The organism is Acinetobacter nectaris CIP 110549 (genome assembly GCF_000488215.1).
GTDB classification, from domain to species: domain Bacteria; phylum Pseudomonadota; class Gammaproteobacteria; order Pseudomonadales; family Moraxellaceae; genus Acinetobacter; species Acinetobacter nectaris.
On record NZ_KI530712.1, the window covers coordinates 911,394 to 933,692 of the forward strand.

The following is a 22,299-nucleotide window of genomic DNA, read 5'->3' on the forward strand; positions in this document are numbered from 1 at the left end:
ATGACATGCAAAAAAACCATATCAAACCTGCTATGCAGCATGCTTATGTTAAGTTTATGATGGATATTATTGGTCGTGGTCTTGTTATGGCAAGCCAAGTGGATCAAGAAATTCAGCAAGAAGTTAAAGGTTTCCCACTTGGTTTTATTTTTGCAATGAAAGTATTTCCAAATGGTCCATCATTTACACTTAAAGTTCATAAAAATGGTCTACTTGAACAAGTCAGAACAGATGAAAGACCTCATCTAAGCATCATATTTAAACACCTCTACCATGCTTATTTGGTATTTTCATTTCAAGAAAGTACAGCACGTGCTTTTGCCAATGACCGTATGATTGCAGATGGTGACTTATCACATGCTATTCGGTTAGTTCGCTGCCTAAATAAAATGGAGGCTTTGATTTTACCAAAGCCACTTGCAAACCTAGCTATTAAGCATTATCCATCTCAATTAAAGCTAAAAGATAAAGTAAGCCATGCGAGTCGCATCTATTTAAAACTTGCACAGTCTTTTGTAAAACGGAGTTAATATCTATGACAAAACCATATTATGAGTTTTTTTGTCCCGTTAAAATCATTGCTGGGCATGCTGCTTTAGAAAACATCCCTTTTGAGCTGCATACACTCGGCTCAAAAAACCCAATGATTATCACCGATGAAGGCGTTCGCAAAAACAATCTTATCTCACCAATTGAAGATATTTTTACTGCTGCGAATGGTCAAATTGGTCATATTTTTGACAATGTGCCTACAGATTCGAGCTTAGAAACTGTTCAAGCAGCCGCAGATGCTTATAGAGCACACAATTGTGATTCTATTTTAGCAATTGGTGGTGGTTCAGTGATTGATACAGGCAAAGCTACCAATATTTTAGTTTCAGAAGGTGGTCATGATCTACTAAAATATGCAGGTGCACATAATCTTCCAAAACCTCTTAAACCTCTTTTTGTGATTCCAACCACATCAGGTACAGGTTCTGAGGCAACTATGGTTGCTGTTGTTGCAGATAAAAAGAACAATGTAAAACTTGCTTTTGCATCTAACTACCTGATGCCAAATGCAGCTATTCTAGACCCACGAATGACTTTAACATTGCCTAGACATATTACAGCCATGACCGCAATGGATGCGCTTACACACGCCATTGAAGCATATACCTGCATGGCAGCAAACCCTTTAAGTGATGCATATGCAACAGCTGCAATTAAAAAAGTAAAGACTCATCTTTTTACTGTACTTAAAACCCCTAAAGATGAACAAGCAAGGCTCGAACTTGCACAAGCCTCAACAATGGCAGGCATTGCCTTTTCAAACTCAATGGTCGGTCTTGTTCATGCTTTAGGTCATGCCCTTGGTGCTGTTGCACACTTGCCTCATGGGCTATGTATGAACCTATTTTTGCCTTATGTACTCGACTATAATTTGTCTCATAATTCAGAAAAGCTTGCTGAGCTTCTTTTACCGCTTGCGGGCTCTCAAATATATGCGGCAACCCCTCAAGAACATAGAGCCGAGCATACTATTAGTATGATTTTAGCAATGCGTGATCAACTCTTTGATATGGTGCAACTGCCTCGAACGCTTCGCGAAACACATAAAGTTTCTCATGAACAGTTTGATGAAATTGCAGAAAAAGCACTTAATGATGGTTCTATTATTTACAATCCTAAAGAAGCAACTCTCGAAGATTTAAAAAATATTCTAGAAAAAGCTTGGTAAAGAAAAAACAAATAATCGATAGAAAAGCTCAAAAGCGTTTGTATTTTGAGCTTTTTTTATTATATAAAGAAACAAGCAATCTGTAAGAAAAAACAAATATTGTTAAAAAAACTATTTTTCCTTACAAATTTAAGAATCTTACTATAAAATTGCGCGCTTCACTAAAAAGTAGGGGGGATCGTTCGTCCTAAACGATCCTTAATTTCTAGCTGATCCTTGATCAAAAACATGAGGATATCGCCGTTGGATAATACATCTGGGACTCAACCGGCAGCTTCACTGCAAAAATCTCTTCTCCTTGGACACATTATTGTTATTGGTTTGGCATATATACAACCAATGACTTTGTTCGATACCTTTGGAATGGTATCTGCAGCAAGTGTTCAACACGTTCCTACATCTTACTTTTTCGCGCTTTTGGCTGTGCTTTTTACGGCGATTAGTTATGGACATATGATTAAGCGTTACCCATCTTCAGGTTCTGCTTACACTTATGTGCAGCGCTCTATTCATCCCAATGCGGGTTTTATGGTGGGTTGGTCTTCTCTACTCGACTATATCCTTAGCCCTATGGTAAATATCCTTTTAGCTGTTATTTATCTTACAAGTATGTTCCCTGATGTAAATCATTGGGTATGGGTCGTCGGACTAACACTCTTCATGACTTGGGTAAATTTAAGAGGAATTAAATTTGTCGCAAATCTCAATGGACTTATTGTACTTTTCCAAATACTTGTCATTGTTATTTTTACATTTTTAATTATTAAACAATTACTCTTAGGTAATACTGCTTTAAATACCCTTGGAATATCACAAACACATGATGCTCAAATATGGTCAACAGCACCATTTTTCAGCGAACATGCAAAAATAGGGACTTTAATTGGTGGTGCAACTATCCTATGCTTTTCATTTACAGGATTTGATGCATTAAGCTCTCTTGCTGAAGAAACGCATAATACAGATAAAGTATTACCACGTGCTATTTTCCTTACTGCACTTATTTCAGGTTTAATATTTATTGCAGCAACATACTTCATGCAATTGTATTTCCCAGGAAATCCTAGCCAATATTTCTCAGATGTTAATGCAACTCAGCCTGATATTTTACGAATTGTCGGTGGTGAATTATTTAAATCTGTCATTCTTGGCTTTGCAATTATTACTGTGATGGCATCAGGTATCTCAGCACATGCAGGTGTGTCTCGCCTAATGTATGTCATGGGTCGCGACGGTGTATTTAATAAAAAATACTTTGGTCAAATTAGTCCGAAGACATCAGTACCAAAATTCAACATTATTTTAGTTGGTTTGATTGCATTATCAGCAGGGTTTACAGATTTAGATCACGTTGTTTCTTTAATTAGTTTCGGCGCACTCACAGCGTTTAGTTTTGTGAATCTTTCAGTAATTTCACAATATGCTCTTCGTGAAGGTCGTGTAAAAACACCTAAAGAAGTTTTCAATTATATTGCTATACCAAGTCTTGGTTTTATAGCAGTCGGTCTACTCTGGCTACAGATTGATCACACTGCTTTAAAATGGGGAATTGTATGGGCTGTTATTGGTGTTTTATTCCTAGGTTATAAAACCAAAGGATTTAAAATTCCACCACCACAATATAAAAATGATTAAATAAAAAAACCAGCGATTTCTATCGCTGGTTTTTTATCAGAATAAAACTAACCGACAATTTTTTCGGTAAGTGCTTTAACTCGTTGTGCAAAAGCTTTTGCTGTTTCTAAATCACCTTTAGGAATTTCATCTGCACCCGCATCAGATGGAGATTGCACCAATAACCCAACAGAACCACCAAGATTATTCACATCTTCACGCGTCGAGCTTTTTGTATTTGAAGGTAATAAACCTAGGCTAATCCAGATACCACCATGCTGTGATGCCAATGTTTGGAACTGAATAAGTGTATTTTGCTTATCACCATTTAAGCTTGCACTATTTGTAAAGCCAGCAAAGACTTTATCTTGCCATCCTCTTACAAACCAAACTTTAGATGATGCATCTGCAAATTTCTTAAACTGCCAAGGTGCCGAACCCATATATGTTGGTGCACCAAATACAATTGCATCTGCTGCATTTAATGAATCCCAACCTGCTTGATCTAACTCACCGTCTTGATTAATTTCAACCAACGTCGCATCTGCCGCTTCTGCGAATGTCTGTGCAATTGCTTTTGTGTGTCCATATCCTGAAAAATAAACAACCGCAACTTTAGCCATGGTATTACCTCTATATTTTTATGTAATATAGATAATATACTTTAGAAACTAGCTGTCAATTAGTTACCTACCTGTAACTAGGAGTCAAAATGGGTAAATTAGAATCTTATAATATTCACTGTATGGATTGTCCTGCTCGACTCTTTTTTGAGGCCTTAGCAGACAAATGGGTACTACTTATTATTACTACACTTGAAAAAGATGCTCAACACTTTAATTTATTAAAAAAAAGTATAGAGGGCATATCACCAAAAGTACTCTCACAAAAGCTAAAACATCTTGAAAGATATGGATTTGTGCAACGTACGGTCTTAGATACATCACCCATTCGAGTAGAATATACACTCACAGAGTTTGGTAAAGATTTTTCTCAAACGGCTTATCAAATGAAATCATGGGCTGAGAACAATATTAGTAAGGTTCTCGCTGCCCAAAAAGAATATGATAAAAATCATATCTAGATTAGTGGCTGAAATCCTTGCTGACGCCATGCCTCATATACAATCACAGCCGTTGCATTAGACAAATTTAGGCTGCGTGAATTTGCAGCCATAGGCAAACAAATCCATTGTTCTTCAGGAAACATTTTTCGTACATTTTCTGGTAAGCCTCTTGTTTCAGGCCCCATCAATAATGCAACAGGCTGATTTAAGTTTACCGTATGAGGTGTTGCCTTCCCTTTTGTTGTTAAAGGAAAAATATGTTCAACACCTTGCTCATTTAAGTAGTCTAAGCATTCTTCAAAATGATCCCAAATTTTCATACGTGCATATTCATGATAGTCCAAACCTGCACGTCTTAATTTTTTGTCATCTAACTCAAACCCTAAGGGTTTCACTAAATGTAACTGCGCGCCTGTATTTGCACATAAGCGAATAATATTACCTGTATTACTTGGAATTTCAGGCTCAAATAAAACAACATGTATCACAAATTTTTCTCTACTTTTTCATTTAGCTAATCAAGATTACTGCCATTGCAATTGCTCTCTTAATTTCACAACTTCACCAATAATTGTCAGTGTAGGTGCTTGTACTTCATACTGCATCACTTTTTCTGCAATATTTTCTAAGTTACCTATCACGACTTGCTGTTCTGGTGTTGTTCCTTTAGAAATAAGCGCAACTGGCATATCTGGTCTTTGACCATGCTCAATCAAACGCTTGCAAATGGTTTCCAAACCAACCAACCCCATATACAAAACGAGTGTTTGGTTTTCATATACAAGCTCACGCCAAGGCAACTCAGGAGAACCTTCTTTTAAATGCCCAGTGAGAAATCGAACACTTTGTGCATAATCTCTATGAGTGAGAGGAATACCCGCATAAGCTGAACAACCCGATGCTGCCGTAATTCCGGGAACAACTTGAAAAGGTACATCAGCAGTCACCAGCTCTTGTATCTCTTCACCACCTCGTCCAAAAATGAATGGATCTCCACCTTTTAAACGACAAACTCGTTTTCCATCTAAAGCATATTGAATTAAAAGTTGGTTAATACCTTCTTGCGGTACTGCATGATTTGATCGTGCCTTACCCACATAAATTTTTTCAGCATCGCGTCGGCATAGTTCTAAAATTGGTGAAGAAACCAAGCGATCATAAATGACAACATCAGCTTGTTGCATCAATCGCAGTGCTTTTAACGTTAATAATTCAGGATCGCCCGGCCCTGCACCAACAAGATAAACCTCACCTTTTGGTTTACTCCATTTGGAAAGCGCATCTTCAATCATTTGATTCGCAGTCGATAAATTATCGTTAAAAACCTGCTCTTTTAATGGACTCGCATATAAGTCTTCCCAAAAGATACGGCGTTCGTCAGGATTATTTATTTTCTCTTTAACTGCTTTACGCCACTTTCCAGAAAACTCCGCCAGTTTTCCCATACCATGAGGAATAAGCGTTTCAAGTTGTGTACGTAACTGCCTAGACAGGACAGGCGATGTTCCATTTGAAGCAATAGAAATCACTAAAGGGGATCTGTCGATGAGTGCAGGAACCATAAACCGACAGTTCGGAATATCATCAACACTATTAACCAATAAATTCTTTTTTTCACACGCAACAAATACATGATGGTTCACATCAGCCTGATCTGTTGCTGCAATAACTAGCTTATAAGGTTGATCTAAATCTAACTCATCAAAAGGCTTTTGTTTAACTTCACCATTTGAAGATGCAACTAAGTTTCTTAGATTTATATCTACTTCTGGTGCAACAACATGAAGTATTGCACCAGCTTTGGCTAATAATGATGCTTTACGAAAAGCAATACTTCCACCACCAACGATAAGACATAACTGCTGTTTCAATTTCAATGAAATTGGAAAAATATCCACAAAAACCCCTTAATTACAACTTACCGTATACTGTGAAAACTTGCTATAACATCTACTTAGTCAATAAATGTTAAACCGCCTAAATAAGGACGAAGCACTTCAGGCACTTCAATAGAACCATCTTCACGTTGATAGTTTTCCATTAATGCAAGTAATGTACGACCAACAGCAAGACCCGAACCATTTAATGTATGCACAAGTTCTGTTTTCTTTTGCTCATTACGGTAGCGTGCTTTCATACGGCGTGCTTGGAAGTCACCCATATTTGAACAACTTGAAATTTCCCGATATGTATTTTGACTTGGTACCCACACTTCTAAATCATATGTTTTTACTGCACCAAAGCCCATATCACCACCACAAAGTAGTACTTTACGATATGGCAAGCCAAGTGCCTGTAAAATACCTTCTGCATGTGATGTTAGCTCCTCTAAAGCATCCATAGAAGATTCAGGTTTAACAATATGTACCATCTCAACTTTATCAAACTGATGCTGACGAATTAGACCACGTGTATCTCTACCATAAGAACCTGCTTCACTACGGAAACATGGTGTATGTGCTGTATATTTCAATGGAAGACGAGCTGCATCAATAATTTCATCACGCACAAAGTTTGTAATAGGTACTTCAGCAGTTGGAATTAAGTAATACTCTTTTTCACCTTGTAATTTGAATAGATCTTCTTCAAATTTAGGAAGTTGACTTGTTCCTCTTAGGCTATCTGCATTTACTAAATATGGAACATATGCTTCTGTATAACCATTTTTAAGTGTATGTGTATCAAGCATAAACTGTGTCAATACACGCTGAAGACGTGCCAATGGGCCTTTTAAAACGCTAAAACGAGAGCCCGTAAGTTTCGTCGCAGTCTCAAATTCTAAGCCGCCCATCCACTCACCTAAATCTGTATGATCTTTAACTTCAAAATCAAATTGTCTAGGTGTTCCCCATTTGGAAACTTCAACATTGTCCGCTTCATCTTTACCCTTAGGCACAGATTCATCAGGTAAATTTGGAATAGATAATAATTTTTGTTCTATTTCATTTTGTAATTCTGAAAGCGCAACTTCAGCCGCTTTAATTTCATCGCCAATGGCTTGCATACGTGCCATGACTTCAGATGCATCGCCACCAGATTTTTTAATTTGACCCACTTGCTTCGCACCTGCATTACGCTCTGCTTGCAAGTTTTCTGTTTTAGACTGTAACTCTTTACGATGTGACTCTAAAGATGCCCACTCATCCACATTAAGTTGAACACCGCGTTTTGCTAACGCTAAATTTACAGCTTCAATATTATTTCTAAGTAATTTAGGGTCGATCATAGCTCGTCTGATTGTATGAAAAAACTAGATATAGTGTAATCTGTTCATTCATAAAAATAAACGTACTTCGATGCTTTCACCTACAGTACATCCAAGTTCATGAATGACTGTAGGCGTAATAGTCATTTTGGTAAGTATTGTGAGTTTATTAATCCCTTTGCTGCACTATACGGTAAAACTAACTCAGTCATGCCTTCTGAATATGGTGCTAACTCATATAATGGATAAACAAATACTAACCCCTTACTATTATAATAAAAATTATCTGTTGGCTCTAAACGACCAGATTGTATTCCATGAGCTTCAAGCCAAGGTTGATTTGCATTAAATACTGCTTGATAAACGGCTATTTGCTTATCTGAGCTAAATAAGTCTGCCATTGTAATACGCTTATGCGTGTTTAAATCAAAAATAATATATTCATGATGATACATTCCATGCGCAGCACCTGCTGCATATGTTGTTGTATCTAAAACAAAAATAGCTAAATGACCTCGCTGACCCAAAAATCGGGCACTATAACTACTTTGATTAATTTGTGAAGGTGCTAATGTAGATGCAGGTAAGTGTGTAGACTTTTGAAAGGCCAAAGGTGCATCTTTTTGCAGACGTCCTACAAAATAATCATTAATCCAATCGACATTCGTTTCAATAGTATCTACTTTATATTCCGTACATTCGTCAGATTCACATGATACTTTTTGCGGCAATGTCATTGACATTGTTTCTGCATGAATCTTTGTTGGTGTATCTGAAATAATTGTTGGCATAACCTCTGAAGTAGATGTCTTCTGCTCAGAAACAGCTGTTGTTTTTTCATCTGAAGAGGGTTGTTTTTGCTCACAACCAACAAAGGCTACTGTGAACATACAACTCGATAGAAGCAAAGCCAATCGCATTTTTTGCTGTAAATACATATAAAACAACCTAAAATTGATTTACCTACACTATACAAACTTTCAACCAAATAAAAAAATACTAAAAATGTATCCCCTAATAAAAAAAACGCTATAAAAATAGCGTTTTCTCATCACTTCTTTCATTATTGGTCAATAATATCTGTGCCTTTAGGTGGAACAAAGTGAAATACTGATGCAGGAATATCTACATTCTTAGCAACATTGTTAAAGTGTACTGTTGTAACCTGACCCAAAGAATCATTTAAAATCATAAGTGTTGGTGTACCTTGAGCACCAAAACTAATCGTTAAATCTTGAAAAGCTGTATCTTTTGCTCTAGGTAAAAGCGTGTAATAGTTTTTGGTTTGATCAGGCTGTGTCACTTTATACGCTTGCATAATCGTATTGGTATTTCCCGACAATAAAAGCGCTGGTGTATTTGCGACCTGATCACTTACATTTTGACGTACAACTTGCTGTAAGTCAGGGTCATAAATCCAAATAGTCTTTCCTGTCGTAATAATAGACTGTTTAGATGGTTGTGTTGTTTCCCAAAAAAACTTACCTGGACGCTCAACCTTAATTACACCTGTAAATGTTTGATTTAGGTGTTGTGATGTCAGCCCCTTTTTCTGCACTACTGTTTTACCACTTGCTTTAGTGGTTTGCTCAAAATTTGCAGTAAAACTACGCAACCCCGAAAGCTGTTTTACAAGACTCTGTGTTGCTTGTTGCTCTGATGCGGGTGTGGATGCGGCAAATACAGTTGTACTCAAAACAGGAGCAAAGGTTACTAAAGTTACTGCAACAGCACCTAATGTTTTACGAAGCATCTTCATTGATTCACCTTTGATTAAATATGCAAATTATATTTACATTCATATTTATATTACCTGAGCATATCAAATCTAAGAATATAAAAAATAAAGATTTTTGTATGAGTATGATCCTCATTTATGTATTTATATGCAAATTACTGTAACTTTATAATGGAGCAATAGATGCCTATTAAGATTAAGGCAATTGTTCAATCTATGTCTACATCATCACATATTCCTAAAAGCAACAAAAACTATATCACTAAAACAACAAACTAAGCCAAATCAAAAACAGGAAATTAATTATTATAAAACAATATATTACAGTCAATAAAATTTCATAACCCATTAAAATTCAGTATAATTCATTCTCTTTTATTATTGTAAACCCTATTTATCTATACAGATTAATTTGCGAAAACAATATATATTTAAACATTATATATAATATTTTCTATTGAGATCATCTCTATCTAGGAACACTTATGACCAACTTAACAAAGAATTTTGTGAAGTCATCTTTACTTGGGCTACTTCTTCCTCTTACATTATCGTTAGGACATGCAGCTGAAATTACAGGTGCTGGATCTAGTTTTGTCTATCCTATCCTCTCCCAATGGGCGGCTACATATAGTGCAAAAACGGGTCATCAAATTAACTACCAACCTATTGGTTCTGGGGCAGGTATTACACAAATTCGAAGTGGTAATGTCACGTTTGGGGCATCTGATATGCCATTAACACCACACGAATTAAATAAAGCAGATTTAAAACAATTCCCTCTTGTCATTGGTGGTGTTGTTCCAATCGTAAATGTTGAAGGTATTTCTGCAGGTGAATTACGCCTAACAGGGTCTATTCTTGCAGATATTTTCTTAGGAAAAATTACAAAGTGGAACGACCCTGAAATTCAGGCATTAAATCAAACAATTAAACTACCAGATCAACGCATTTTTGTAGTACGACGCTCTGATGGCTCAGGAACAACCTTTAACTGGACAAACTATCTTTCTAAGATAAGCCCAACTTGGAAAAGTCAGGTTGGCGATGGAACTTCTGTATCATGGCCTGTTGGTACAGGAAGCCAAGGAAATGAAGGTGTCGCTCGATCTGTTAAACAAATTAGGGGTGCAATTGGTTATGTAGACCTTGCATATAGCGTAAAAAATAAAATGAGCTATACTTCTCTACAAAATAAAGATGGGAAATTTGTACAACCAAATGCAGCATCATTTCAAGCGGCTGCTGTAAATACAAATTGGAGCCAATCTCCAGATTTTTATAATATTATTACGAATGCTTCAGGTGAAAATGCTTGGCCAATTACAGCCACAACATTTGTCATCATGCAAAAAAATGGAAGCTCTGCTGAAGAAACTAGTGAAGCTTTAAAATTCTTTAAGTGGTCTTTAGTGAGCGGTCAAGTTGATGCAAAAATGTTGGATTATATTCCACTCCCTAATGAGCTAGTCAAAAATATCGAAGTATATTGGTCTTCTAATATTAAATAATAAGTTAACATAAAAAAAGCTCGCAAATATGCGAGCTTTTTTTATGTTAACTATTTAAATCTTAAACAGATTCAACAGTTACATAACGACGGCCGAATTGACCTTTCACTTCAAATTTAACTACACCATCAGATGTAGCAAATAAAGTGTGGTCACGACCCATACCAACGTTTGCACCAGCATGGAACTCTGTACCACGTTGACGAACGATGATGCTACCAGCTGCGATAGCTTGGCCACCGTAAACTTTAACACCTAGCATTTTTGGGTTTGAATCACGACCGTTACGTGTCGAACCACCAGCTTTCTTGTGAGCCATGTCTCTTACTCCTCGTGATTAGCCTGAAATACCAGTAATTTTCAACTCAGTGAACCATTGACGGTGACCTTGTTGTTTACGGTAATGTTTACGACGACGCATTTTTACAATACGAATTTTGTCGTGACGACCATGACTAACCACTTCTGCAGTTACTTTAGCGCCAGCTACAACTGGAGCACCGATTTGAACGCTATCGCCATTCACAACCATTAATACATCATCAAATGTAAGAGTTGTGCCTGTTTCAGCCTTCAACAATTCAACTTTAAGGGTTTCGCCTTCAACCACACGGTGCTGTTTACCACCGCTTTGGATTACTGCGTACATAAGTGTACTCCAACTTGCCCGTGTCGTCGTGCCGATAAAGGGACATACCGATCTTAAAACGAACGCCACTGGGGGTATCTAAAGGGGGGTTATTTTAAGTAAAATTGAACAAAACAACAAGTACTATACTTTGTTTTTTTCTTATACAGCCATTTTTATTATATAAAGCTATTTAATTGGTTATTTTTAATAAGAATAATAATGAAGAAAGAGAAGTTTTATAAAGAGTTAACGTTTTTATGGTATAAAACGAATGTTTTAAAGCTAAAATCTCAAAGTGTAATTAAGTGTCTTAATTTATGCTTTATTGATCTTGAAAAAACATCTTCACATCCTTAAAGGTTTTAAATTCTATGGCCATCGACTTCAAGCACGATATTCTTGCACCTGTTGCTGCTGATTTTACTGCAATGGATAAATTTATTAACGAGGGGATCAGCTCAAAAGTTGCATTGGTCATGTCTGTCAGCAAACATGTCGTTGAAGCTGGCGGTAAGCGAATGCGTCCAATTATGTGCTTACTTGCTGCACAAGCATGTGGTGAAACAGACCTAGCTCGCACTCAACGTCTGGCGGCAGTTATTGAAATGCTGCATACGGCAACCCTTGTTCATGATGATGTCGTAGATGATTCTAATTTACGCCGTGGTAAACCAACAGCAAATGCAACTTGGAATAACCAGACTGCTGTATTAGTAGGTGACTTTCTCATTGCCCGTTCATTCGATTTGTTGGTTGACTTAAATGATATGGCACTACTTAAAGAGTTTTCGACAGGTACTTGTGAAATTGCCGAAGGTGAGGTTTTACAGCTTCAAGCCCAACACCAGCCAGAAACATCTGAGGAAACTTATCTCAATATTATTTATGGTAAGACATCTCGCCTATTTCAGCTAGCAACTGAGGGGGCTGCAATGCTTGCAGGCACACCAGAGTACCGTGATGGTTTAAAACGTTATGCTGGACATTTTGGCAATGCTTTTCAAATTATCGATGATATTTTAGACTACACATCAGATGCAGAAGTCTTAGGAAAAAATATTGGTGATGACCTCATGGAAGGCAAACCAACACTTCCTCTTATTGCAGCTCTAAAAAACACAACAGGTGCAACGCACGATGTTATTTATAAGAGTATTGCCACAGGTGGTTTAAATGATCTTGAAGAAGTAATATCTATTGTGCAAAACAGCGGTGCTTTAGATTATTGCCGTCGCCGTGCTCATGAAGAAACTCAAAGTGCTATTGATGGCTTGAATGTACTTCCTGAAAGCCCTGCTAAAAAAGCACTTTATAATTTAGCCATGATGGCTCTAAATCGTATTCAATAACTTAAAGTTAAACCTATGAAAAAAAAATCATTCGATGTGGTTTATCAAGAAATACAACAACAGCTTGAACAACCTCAAGCTGTTTTAAATGAACAACCTCTTGTTCAGCTTGTTGCCAATATTCGTCCTAAAAGCCCTAAAAACACACAAGAAATAAAAAAAAATATTCAGGTTTTCATACAAGCATTAGAAGAAAACCCAAATTTTAGTAGCACGTTAAGCCAGTATCTTCTCAAACTCATTACACAGTACAAACAAGCCAACCTATATGCAGACAGTGGTATTCTCGCCTTAGATGGATTTTGGAATCAACTGAGTCAAAGGATGATGTACCACCTACTTCCTCCTATTATTGATCATGCTGAAATTAAAGAACTCATTGCCAAAGTATTTTACTTATCGAGTGACAGACATTGGTTGGATCGTATTGAAAAAGATGATTGGAATACTATCTTTCAATCTTTATCTATAGATCAAGAATTACAAGCTGAAAAATCTCAAATTAAAGAGAATCTATTAAAAGCCATTAACATCTTAAGTTATCGCATTAGTGGTATTGGCCTTTTCCCTGAACTGATTTATGCAGAGCCAAAACTAAATGAGCATGAGTCTCCATTTCTTGCTCAAAACCGAGAAATTACAGATTTTATTGCAAAATATAAAAATAGTATAGAAAGTGCACAACAAGTAAGTGTTTCTATTCCGCCAGATGCTGCACAAGCTTTTGTAATGATTGAACAATGCCAAGGTGTTGTAAATAGTATTCGCCGTGCAACTAAAAGAATAGGTGTAAGTCTTACTCTCACCTATTTACTGACAGTATTAGAACAAAGTCTCGAACGGCTTGAAATTCTTCTACAAATTGTGAGCAACCATGCCAACACACAAAAACAAGCAACACATGACTTACTCTATGACCTTGTAAAAGCAAACCACAGTGAAAAACGCGTGGGTGCTTTGCTTTCTGCAAATAGTGAATTACTTGCTCTACAAGTGACAGAGAATGCGAGCAAAACAGGCGAACACTATGTAAGTACAGATAAAAAAGGCTTTTTTGCAATGTATAAAGCTGCCGCAGGTGCAGGCTCTATTATTGCAACAATGTCTGTTATTAAAATTTTACTTACACGACTTTCGCTTGCACCCATTTTACATGCCTTCACTTATAGCATGAACTACAGCCTAGGCTTTGTATTTATTCATGTTTTGAATTTTACAGTTGCCACTAAACAACCCGCTATGACTGCCGCAGCCCTTGCCTCAACAGTACAACAGCGCAAAGGCTCAAGAACAGCTCAGCTTGCAGAGCTCACCGAACTCATTGTAAATATTATTCGAACACAGTTCATTGCAATATTAGGAAATATTTCAATTGCTATTCCTGTTGCAGCAATTATTACACTTTCATGGCCTGCTTTATTCGGTGAAAAATTATTGAGTAATACCAAAGCAACCAATCTTTTACATACTTTAGACCCTTTTACCTCACTTGCAGTTCCTCATGCAGCAATTGCAGGTGTATGCCTCTTTCTATCAGGTTTAATTGCTGGCTATTTTGACAACATGGCAATCTATAGAAAAATAGGACCTCGTTTAAAAAAACATACAGGACTAAGAAAAGTTCTTGGTGAAAAAAGACAAATTAAATTTGCAGACTATATTGAAAGAAACTTAGGTGCAATTTCGGGTAACTTTTTATTTGGTATCATGCTTGGAAGTATGGGAACGCTTGGATTCATTTTAGGACTACCCCTTGATATTCGCCATATTGCCTTTGCTTCAGCAAATTTAATACAAGGCTTGCTCTCTGTAGGTGGGCCTCCTGATCTTGGTCTTATTCTTATTTCATGCTTAGGTGTTGCACTCATTGGTATTACAAATTTATTTGTAAGCTTCAGCTTAACCATTCTTGTTGCTCTACGAGCAAGACAAGTAAGATTTGAACAATGGAAGCCACTAGCAAAACTCGTACTGACTCACTTCTTTACACGACCAAGTGATTTCTTTTGGCCGCCTAAGGAGAAAATATCAATGAACAATGACGTAAAACAAACACAAAAAAAAGATAACTAAATTTATTTTCAGTTATATTTCTACAGTATCTTTACATAAATTATGTAGAGTACATTTGTCGCTTGAAAAAAAGTGTACTGACGAGTACACTTTAAATAATCCTAACAATTTGCGCTAACTTTATAGGTGTAATACATGGCGTATTACTTATTTTTCATAGGTAGTATTCTTTTTATGTGTAAGCATTTTTTGCATTGCACCCATAACATTCAGCCAAAATATCAAATATATAAATCTTATTTTGATAGTAAGAAACTTAAAAAATTCTTACATGTGGGTATATGCTTATATACTGTAAGATTGATTGGCAATAACTTAAAATTTTTAAGAAAAATAGGTTGCCTTAGTTTTATATTTAGACTGCTTAATCTATATATAACTGTATTCTCTTACATATATAACAATAGTAATTTTTATTATCTCCTACCTATCGCAATACATTCGTTTTGGTCTAAAGCCTTAAACACGATTGTATTTAATATATTTTTTACTTTTTCTTGGTTTAAAAAGCCAATATACCTACAAAATAATTTGCAGGTAATACGTTATGCAAACTAAAGAATTAGTTGTATTTGGGTTTCTTTACTTACTGGTTCTATTTATCATCATAAGTAAACAAAATCTAACAATGAAATTTAAAAATCAAAACGAGGTGGAAAGAATGAGGTCAGCTAAACTTTGGGCACCAACTTTAAGTGCTTGTGCTTTGGCTGTAAGCTTAGCCCTTGTTGGCTGTAGTAAAAATGCTTCTTCGGAAGCAGGTGCTGGTCAACAGCAAGCCCCTGCTCCTGAAGTTGGTGTAATTACAGCACAGCCACAAAATGTAGAGCAATCTATTGAGCTCTCAGGGCGTACTACAGCTTACCAAGTATCAGAAGTTAGACCACAGACCAGTGGCATTATTTTACGTCGCTTATTTACAGAGGGTAGCTTTGTTCGTGAAGGACAAGCACTTTACCAGCTTGACTCACGCACCAATAAGGCAAGTGTAGAGAACTTCAAAGCAACACTATTACAGCAAGAAGCAAATCTTAAATCATTACAAATCAAACTAAATCGTTATAAAGAACTTGTATCTAGCCATGCTGTTGCAAGACAAGATTATGATGACCTAGTTGGACAAGTAAATGTAGCAAAAGCTCAAGTAGATGCTGCACGTGCACAAGTGAATAATGCTGAGGTTGACTTAGGTTACTCAACAATTCGCTCACCAATTTCAGGTCAGTCTGGGCCATCATCTGTAACAGCAGGTGCATTGGTCACGGCAAATCAAACCAATTCGCTCGTTACTATTCGACAGCTTGATCCAATTTATGTAGATATCAACCAATCTAGTACGGAACTGCTACGTCTACGTCAAAACTTGAGCCAAGGTAGTATAGATCGTAGCAACAATACTAGAGTTAAGCTAAAACTTGAAGATGGTAGCTACTATTCAACTGAAGGTACATTGGCATTCTCTGATGCAAATGTAAATGAGCAAACAGGAACAGTGACTGTACGTGCTGTATTCCCCAATACAAAACATCTACTTCTTCCTGGAATGTATGCAACTGCTGAAATTGCTCAAGGTGTTATACCAAATGCCTACCTTATTCCACAGCTTGCTTTAAGTCGTACTCCATCTAATCAGGCTATCGTATTTGTTGCCAATGAGAAAGGTGTTGTCGAATCTCGTCCTGTAGAAACATCGGGTACTCAAGGTCAAAATTGGATTATTACAAAAGGTCTAAACCCTGGTGATAAAGTCATTGTTGATGGTGTTGCAAAAGTAAAAGCTGGTGAGCAGGTAAAAATCAAACCGTATCAAACCAATGAAGGACAATCAATGACTGGTGCACAAGCACCGTCTGCATCCAACCGAAATACAACTAAAGGGTAGGATACGATGGCTAGATTTTTCATACACCGCCCTATTTTCGCTTGGGTTATTGCATTAGTTATTATGCTAGCAGGGATCATTTCCCTGTTGAACATGCCTGTTTCTCAGTACCCAACCATTGCTCCACCAAAAATTTCTATTGCTGCAACCTACCCTGGTGCTTCTGCTCAAACCATTGAAAATACAGTAACGCAAGTTATTGAACAGCAAATGAATGGTTTAGATGGTCTACGCTACATTACATCAACCAGCTCTGCTACAGGTGCTGTAGAAGTTGATGTAAACTTTAAACAAGGCGTAGATCCAAACATTGCACAAGTACAAGTACAGAATAAAATGCAAACAGCACTTGCTTCTTTGCCTGAGTCTGTACAGCGTCAAGGTGTAACCATTAAGAAATCTGGGGCAAGCTTTTTACAGTTCTACTCTTTCTACTCACCAGATCATAGTCTAAGTGCAGCTTATATTAAGGATTATGTAAATAGTCATATTGCAGATCCTTTAAGCCGTGTTTCAGGTGTCGGCGAAGTTCAAGTATTTGGTGGTGCATATGCTATGCGTATTTGGTTAGACCCAAATAAGCTTACTAGCTACCAGCTTACTCCTGCCGATATATCTACTGCCATCCAAGCACAAAATACACAAGTTGCTGGTGGTCAAATAGGTGGTGCACCTTCAGTTTCTGGACAGGTTCTTAACGCAACAGTAAATGCACAAAGTTTGCTACAAACACCAGAACAATTTAAAAACATTATTTTGAAAAATAATGCCGGTGCAATTGTTCGCTTAAAAGATGTTGCTAAAGTTGAATTGGGCTCATCAAACTATGCATTTGACTCTAAATTTAATGGTGAACCTGCAGCAGGTATTGCAATTCGTCTTTCAACAGGTGCAAATGCATTAGAAACTGCAAAAAATGTTGAATCGGCTCTTGCAAGCTTACGACCTAACTACCCTCAAGGTCTTAAAGATGCGATTGCTTATGACACAACGCCATTTATTAAAATTTCAATTGAAAATGTAGCACATACCTTAATCGAAGCGATTGTATTGGTATTTATTGTCATGTTTTTGTTTTTACAAAACTGGCGTGCCACTATTATTCCAACACTTGCAGTTCCAGTCGTTGTACTTGGAACATTTGCAATGATTAACCTTTTTGGCTTCTCTATCAACACGCTGACTATGTTTGCAATGGTACTTGCCATTGGTCTCTTAGTCGACGATGCGATCGTTGTTGTTGAGAATGTTGAACGGATTATGACGGAAGAACATTTAGATCCTGTCACTGCAACTGAAAACTCAATGAGTCAAATTTCAGGTGCATTGGTTGGTATTACAACGGTACTTACAGCAGTATTCGTTCCAATGTCATTCTTCTCTGGAACAACTGGTGTAATTTACCGTCAATTCTCCATTACACTTGTTACAGCAATGATTTTATCTCTTATTGTTGCTTTAACATTTACACCTGCACTTTGTGCAACCATTCTTAAAAAGCACGATGCGAATAAGCCTGAAAGCAATTCAATTCTTGCTCGTTTCTTTAGATGGTTTAACCATAACTTTGACCGTATTGCACATCGTTACCAAAATGGTGTGAACCGTATGACACATCATCGTTTGGTTTCTGGTGTTTTTTATATTCTCTTAATTGCTGTTTTAGGCTTCCTTGTTAAGACTCTACCAACTTCATTCCTACCAGATGAAGACCAAGGCATGGTACTTACACTTGTACAGCTTCCAGAAAATGCAAGTCTAGAGCGTACAGATAAAACACTCGATCAGATCAGTGACTATTATCTAAACAAAGAAAAAGATACTGTAAAATCTGTATTTAGTGTTGCAGGCTTCTCTTTCACAGGACAAGGACAAAACCAAGGTATTGCCTTCGTTCGTTTAAAAGATTGGAGTGAGCGTAAGACACCTGAAACACAAATTGGTGCGCTTACCAAACGTGCATTTGCTTTAAATGCAATGGTTAAAGATGCAACGCTGATTTACCCAACCCAGCTTCCTGCAATGCCTGAACTTGGTACAAGCCAAGGCTTTGACTTCATGCTTAAAGACCTTAATGGTCAAGGCCATGAAAAACTATTAGCAGCACGTAATGCTGTACTTGGTCTAGCATCAAAAGACAAACGTATTGGTATGATTCGTCCAAACGGTATGGAAGATGAACCACAATATCAAGTCAATATTGATCAAGCAAAAGCAGGTAGCTTAGGCGTTAGTATTGCAGACATTAACAATACGATGAGCATTGCATGGGGTAGTAGTTATGTAAATGACTTCCTAGACCATGGTCGTGTGAAGAAAGTTTACCTACAAGGACAAGCTGACTCACGCATGATGCCTGATGACCTGAACAAATGGTATGTTCGTAGTTCTAATGGCAGTATGGTTCCATTCTCAGCATTTACATCTGGTCATTGGACATACGGTTCACCAAGTTTAATGCGTTATAACGGCGTATCTGCGATGGAGCTACAAGGCTCTCCTGCTGAAGGTGTAAGCTCTGGTGAAACAATGCTTGCAATGGAACAAATTATGCAGAAACTACCATCTATGGGACTTTCTGGATTCACATATGAATGGACTGGTCTTTCTTTAGAAGAACAAGACTCTGGGTCACAAGGTGTTTATCTGTATGCACTTTCATTGTTAATTGTGTTCTTATGCCTTGCTGCACTTTATGAAAGTTGGTCAATCCCATTCTCAGTACTCTTGGTCATTCCACTAGGTATTATTGGGGCTGTTTCACTCACTTATTTTGGATTCTTCATTCTCAAAAACCCGAACTTGGTTAATAATATTTATTTCCAAGTCGCCATGGTTTCGGTAATTGGTTTATCTTCCAAAAATGCGATTCTAATTGTTGAGTTTGCGAAAGAGCTACAAGAAAAAGGACAAGACTTATTTGAAGCAACGCTACATGCTGCAAAAATGCGTCTAAGACCAATTATTATGACCACACTTGCCTTTGGTTTTGGTGTACTTCCTCTTGCGCTTTCTACAGGTGCAGGTGCAGGCAGTCAACACTCGGTTGGTTTTGGTGTACTTGGTGGCGTAATTAGCTCTTGTTTATTGGGTATATTCTTTATCCCAGTCTTCTTCGTATGGATACGTAGTATCTTTAAATATAAACCAAAAACTGCAAATACTCAGGAGCATAAATCGTGATGCAAAATATATGGTCGATTACCGGTCGTAGTATTGCAGTCTCCTCTCTTGCGCTTGCTTTGGCTGCCTGCCAAAGCATGCGTGGGCCAGAGCCTGTCGTAAAATCAGATATTCCTACAGATTTTTCGGTACAACATAGCACGGGCAAATCAATTGCTGAGCAAGGATATAAAGACTTTTTTTCTAGCCCACAGTTAGTACAAGTCATCGACCTTGCATTAAAAAATAATAGAGATATGCGAACAGCAATTCTCAATATTCAAAAAGCAGAAGCACAGTATAATATTACGGAAAATAATCGCTTACCAACACTCGGTTCAAGCGTTGGTTTTGATCGTGCACGCTCAAAGAGTGCATTAACAGGTCAACCTGTAACAGGTAATGTATACTCTGCTGGACTCGCAGTGACATCTTACGAACTAGACTTCTGGGGTCGTCTCGAAAGTCTTAAAGATGCTGCTTTAGATAACTATTTATCGTTACAAAGCACACGCGATGCAACTCAAATTAGTTTAATTAGCCAAGTGGCTGAAGCTTGGTTACAGTACTCATATTCGAATGCAAACTTAAAACTTGCGGAAGACACTTTAAAAACACAAATTCAAGCATATAACTTGAACAAAAAACGTTTTGATGTGGGTATAGATAGCGAAGTTCCATTACGCCAAGCACAAATTTCTGTAGAAACAGCACGCGCGGACGTAGGAAATTACCGTACCCAAGTTGCACAGGCACAAAATGCATTAAACCTATTGGTTGGTCAGTCTGTACCTACAGATCTACTGCCAAGCAATACTATTCGTAGCATTACTAATGAAAAAGTCTTTGCAACAGGTCTAAGTAGTGATCTATTGAACAACCGTCCAGATATCCAACAGTCTGCATATACTCTAAGTGCAGCTGGTGCAAATATCGGTGCAGCAAAAGCACAACTGTTCCCAACAATTAGTTTAACAAGCTCTGCCGGCTTTGGTTCATCTGAGCTATCAGACTTGTTTAAATCAGGCTCATTTGTTTGGTCGGTTGCCCCTTCTCTCAACTTACCAATTTTTGACTGGGGTACACGCAAGGCGAATGTTAAGATTTCTAAGGTAAACCAAGAAATTGCGCTAACCTCGTATGAAAAAACCATTCAAACTGCATTTAAAGAAGTGAGTGATGCTTTAGCAACACGTGCAAATATTGATGAGCGTTTAGACGCACAGCGTGACCTTGTTTCTGCAACTAATCGAACATATCAGCTTTCAACTGCACGCTATCGCGCAGGTATAGATGGCTATTTAACTGTGCTAACTGCACAGAAAGATGCCTATACTGCTGAACAATCTTTACTTGGTTTAGAATTGACAAATCTCAACAATCAGATTGAGCTTTACAAAACGCTTGGTGGTGGTGTGAAAGTGTATAACACTGATCAGGTTTACCATCAGCCTTCAAGCTCAGAAACTGAATACAGTAAAAAGTAACCCTAAAAAAACCCACATATAAATGTGGGTTTTTTATTTTAAGCTTCATCATGCAAAAATTGCATAAAATGGTCAATGTAATATGGTGCTGAACTAAGTTCTACTTCTCTCCCTAAAGAAGAAAGCCGTTTATATGCCATATTTGTACTTACTTGAATAACACCATTCAGTGTTTTATCTACAACCAAATTAAATTTTAATAATGTTTTTGGTTTTCGAATAAGCTGATCTACGCCTGTATCAATCACCTCATTTAAACAGTCAAATGCAAGCGCAATTTCAGATGCATCTCCCTGCCGAATCGCTTCCACTTTTTTTAATATCTTTTCTGCTAAATCAGATGCGACGTGATATCTCACATAGATTTCACCATTTTCATGATGAACCATTTCTGAGAAATACTCTACTATTGGCTGTAGTCGTTCATTACCAAAAAGTGCAATTGCCCATGGTAAGTATTTTTTAAATGCAGAAAGAACGTGTTCAATCACTTTCTCTGAATCTGCTGCAACCTTATGTCCTTCAGGTCTTGTTAAACGGCGTTTTTGTTGTTCAAGCAAATCAATAAAAGCTTGCTGAATAATTTGTACAGAAACATCAGCCAATACATCACCTAACTCATGTGCTAGCTTCTGTTTTTCCCCTGCATTAAGACGTTCTTGAATAGAAATAAATTTTTGATAGGTTTGTGCTTCTACTCGTAAATACACCGCATACGACATAAATCAAAAATCCAAAATTATGTTGCTATAAGTTACCACGTTATTTACTTTGTTGTTATACATCACAGAATGATACATGTCCGCTCAAGCATTATTTTTTTTGCTACAATACATTTAATTATTCATTCACTTTTGATCT

At 37.2% G+C, this 22,299-nt stretch carries 19 protein-coding genes; 10 read left to right on the forward strand and 9 right to left on the reverse strand.

Translation table 11 applies throughout. From position 1 onward, the window contains the following. Positions 1-5 precede the first annotated feature (5 nt). The 3 genes from P256_RS04635 (at position 6) to P256_RS04645 (ending at position 3,355) form a co-directional block, all read left to right on the forward strand. Positions 6-530, forward strand: a complete 525-nt coding sequence (locus tag P256_RS04635) for a hypothetical protein (protein WP_023272523.1) — start codon at positions 6-8, stop codon at positions 528-530. A gap of 5 nt (positions 531-535) precedes the next feature. Further along, a complete protein-coding gene (locus tag P256_RS04640) occupies positions 536-1,720 on the forward strand; it encodes an iron-containing alcohol dehydrogenase (protein WP_023272524.1) in 1,185 nt (394 codons plus the stop codon). Between the two features lie 243 nt (positions 1,721-1,963). Beyond that, entirely contained in the window at positions 1,964-3,355 is a 1,392-nt protein-coding gene (locus P256_RS04645; protein WP_023272525.1) for an APC family permease, read from the forward strand. Positions 3,356-3,402: 47 nt separating this feature from the next. Here P256_RS04645 and P256_RS04650 read toward each other — a convergent pair whose 3' ends face one another. Then, a complete protein-coding gene (locus P256_RS04650; protein ID WP_023272526.1) occupies positions 3,403-3,957 on the reverse strand; it encodes a flavodoxin family protein in 555 nt (184 codons plus the stop codon). An 89-nt stretch (positions 3,958-4,046) separates the two neighbouring features. Between P256_RS04650 and P256_RS04655 the strand changes: the two genes are divergently transcribed. Continuing rightward, positions 4,047-4,418, forward strand: coding sequence for a winged helix-turn-helix transcriptional regulator (locus P256_RS04655; RefSeq protein WP_023272527.1), 372 nt, complete (start codon positions 4,047-4,049; stop codon positions 4,416-4,418). On the opposite strand, the gene trmL is transcribed toward P256_RS04655, so the two are convergent. From trmL to lolA, 5 genes are all read right to left on the reverse strand, one after another. Further along, positions 4,415-4,888, reverse strand: a complete 474-nt coding sequence (gene trmL / locus P256_RS04660) for a tRNA (uridine(34)/cytosine(34)/5-carboxymethylaminomethyluridine(34)-2'-O)-methyltransferase TrmL (protein ID WP_023272528.1) — start codon at positions 4,886-4,888, stop codon at positions 4,415-4,417. The two genes, P256_RS04655 and trmL, sit on opposite strands and share 4 nt — an antisense overlap. Positions 4,889-4,924: 36 nt before the next feature. Next, a complete protein-coding gene (cysG, locus tag P256_RS04665) occupies positions 4,925-6,298 on the reverse strand; it encodes a siroheme synthase CysG (RefSeq protein WP_023272529.1) in 1,374 nt (457 codons plus the stop codon). A 56-nt stretch (positions 6,299-6,354) separates the two neighbouring features. After that, the gene (serS, locus tag P256_RS04670) at positions 6,355-7,626 is read right to left on the reverse strand and encodes a serine--tRNA ligase (RefSeq protein ID WP_023272530.1); all 1,272 of its coding nucleotides are present in this window, start codon (positions 7,624-7,626) and stop codon (positions 6,355-6,357) included. Between the two features lie 122 nt (positions 7,627-7,748). Then, positions 7,749-8,543 (reverse strand): RsiV family protein, encoded by a 795-nt coding sequence (locus P256_RS04675; protein ID WP_023272531.1) that lies wholly within the window; start codon positions 8,541-8,543, stop codon positions 7,749-7,751. A 125-nt stretch (positions 8,544-8,668) separates the two neighbouring features. Next, positions 8,669-9,364, reverse strand: a complete 696-nt coding sequence (gene lolA, locus P256_RS04680; protein WP_023272532.1) for an outer membrane lipoprotein periplasmic chaperone LolA — start codon at positions 9,362-9,364, stop codon at positions 8,669-8,671. A gap of 464 nt (positions 9,365-9,828) precedes the next feature. On the opposite strand from lolA, the gene pstS reads away from it, so the two are divergent. Continuing rightward, on the forward strand, positions 9,829-10,854 hold the full coding sequence (gene pstS, locus P256_RS04685) for a phosphate ABC transporter substrate-binding protein PstS (protein WP_023272534.1): 1,026 nt from the start codon (positions 9,829-9,831) through the stop codon (positions 10,852-10,854). 61 nt (positions 10,855-10,915) lie between these two features. Here pstS and rpmA read toward each other — a convergent pair whose 3' ends face one another. Then, positions 10,916-11,173, reverse strand: coding sequence for a 50S ribosomal protein L27 (gene rpmA, locus P256_RS04690; protein WP_023272535.1), 258 nt, complete (start codon positions 11,171-11,173; stop codon positions 10,916-10,918). 18 nt (positions 11,174-11,191) lie between these two features. Continuing rightward, the gene (rplU, locus tag P256_RS04695) at positions 11,192-11,503 is read right to left on the reverse strand and encodes a 50S ribosomal protein L21 (protein ID WP_023272536.1); all 312 of its coding nucleotides are present in this window, start codon (positions 11,501-11,503) and stop codon (positions 11,192-11,194) included. A 353-nt stretch (positions 11,504-11,856) separates the two neighbouring features. Here rplU and sdsA point away from each other — a divergent pair, with 353 nt between their 5' ends. From sdsA to adeC, 5 genes are all read left to right on the forward strand, one after another. Continuing rightward, on the forward strand, positions 11,857-12,834 hold the full coding sequence (gene sdsA / locus P256_RS04700) for an All-trans-nonaprenyl-diphosphate synthase (RefSeq protein ID WP_023272537.1): 978 nt from the start codon (positions 11,857-11,859) through the stop codon (positions 12,832-12,834). Between the two features lie 15 nt (positions 12,835-12,849). After that, a complete protein-coding gene (locus tag P256_RS04705; RefSeq protein WP_023272538.1) occupies positions 12,850-14,907 on the forward strand; it encodes a site-specific recombinase in 2,058 nt (685 codons plus the stop codon). 661 nt (positions 14,908-15,568) lie between these two features. Then, positions 15,569-16,789 carry an efflux RND transporter periplasmic adaptor subunit gene (locus P256_RS04715; protein WP_040331819.1) on the forward strand — a complete coding sequence of 407 codons (1,221 nt, stop codon included), beginning with the start codon at positions 15,569-15,571 and terminating at the stop codon, positions 16,787-16,789. A 6-nt stretch (positions 16,790-16,795) separates the two neighbouring features. Further along, positions 16,796-19,972 (forward strand): efflux RND transporter permease subunit, encoded by a 3,177-nt coding sequence (locus tag P256_RS04720; RefSeq protein ID WP_023272541.1) that lies wholly within the window; start codon positions 16,796-16,798, stop codon positions 19,970-19,972. Then, positions 19,972-21,438 (forward strand): AdeC/AdeK/OprM family multidrug efflux complex outer membrane factor, encoded by a 1,467-nt coding sequence (gene adeC / locus P256_RS04725; protein WP_040331647.1) that lies wholly within the window; start codon positions 19,972-19,974, stop codon positions 21,436-21,438. The genes P256_RS04720 and adeC overlap by 1 nt, the downstream gene beginning before the upstream one ends. A gap of 38 nt (positions 21,439-21,476) precedes the next feature. On the opposite strand, the gene P256_RS04730 is transcribed toward adeC, so the two are convergent. Next, positions 21,477-22,160 carry a hypothetical protein gene (locus tag P256_RS04730; protein ID WP_023272543.1) on the reverse strand — a complete coding sequence of 228 codons (684 nt, stop codon included), beginning with the start codon at positions 22,158-22,160 and terminating at the stop codon, positions 21,477-21,479. Positions 22,161-22,299: the final 139 nt, after the last annotated feature.

Coding starts and splice junctions, on each gene's coding strand:
- P256_RS04635 (WP_023272523.1), top strand. CDS start 6: ATGCAAAAAAACCATATCAAACCTGCTATGCAGCATGCTTATGTTAAG.
- P256_RS04640 (WP_023272524.1), top strand. CDS start 536: ATGACAAAACCATATTATGAGTTTTTTTGTCCCGTTAAAATCATTGCT.
- P256_RS04650 (WP_023272526.1), bottom strand. CDS start 3,957: ATGGCTAAAGTTGCGGTTGTTTATTTTTCAGGATATGGACACACAAAA.
- P256_RS04655 (WP_023272527.1), top strand. CDS start 4,047: ATGGGTAAATTAGAATCTTATAATATTCACTGTATGGATTGTCCTGCT.
- serS (WP_023272530.1), bottom strand. CDS start 7,626: ATGATCGACCCTAAATTACTTAGAAATAATATTGAAGCTGTAAATTTA.
- P256_RS04675 (WP_023272531.1), bottom strand. CDS start 8,543: ATGTATTTACAGCAAAAAATGCGATTGGCTTTGCTTCTATCGAGTTGT.
- lolA (WP_023272532.1), bottom strand. CDS start 9,364: ATGAAGATGCTTCGTAAAACATTAGGTGCTGTTGCAGTAACTTTAGTA.
- pstS (WP_023272534.1), top strand. CDS start 9,829: ATGACCAACTTAACAAAGAATTTTGTGAAGTCATCTTTACTTGGGCTA.
- rpmA (WP_023272535.1), bottom strand. CDS start 11,173: ATGGCTCACAAGAAAGCTGGTGGTTCGACACGTAACGGTCGTGATTCA.
- rplU (WP_023272536.1), bottom strand. CDS start 11,503: ATGTACGCAGTAATCCAAAGCGGTGGTAAACAGCACCGTGTGGTTGAA.
- sdsA (WP_023272537.1), top strand. CDS start 11,857: ATGGCCATCGACTTCAAGCACGATATTCTTGCACCTGTTGCTGCTGAT.
- P256_RS04705 (WP_023272538.1), top strand. CDS start 12,850: ATGAAAAAAAAATCATTCGATGTGGTTTATCAAGAAATACAACAACAG.
- P256_RS04715 (WP_040331819.1), top strand. CDS start 15,569: ATGAGGTCAGCTAAACTTTGGGCACCAACTTTAAGTGCTTGTGCTTTG.
- P256_RS04720 (WP_023272541.1), top strand. CDS start 16,796: ATGGCTAGATTTTTCATACACCGCCCTATTTTCGCTTGGGTTATTGCA.
- adeC (WP_040331647.1), top strand. CDS start 19,972: ATGCAAAATATATGGTCGATTACCGGTCGTAGTATTGCAGTCTCCTCT.
- P256_RS04730 (WP_023272543.1), bottom strand. CDS start 22,160: ATGTCGTATGCGGTGTATTTACGAGTAGAAGCACAAACCTATCAAAAA.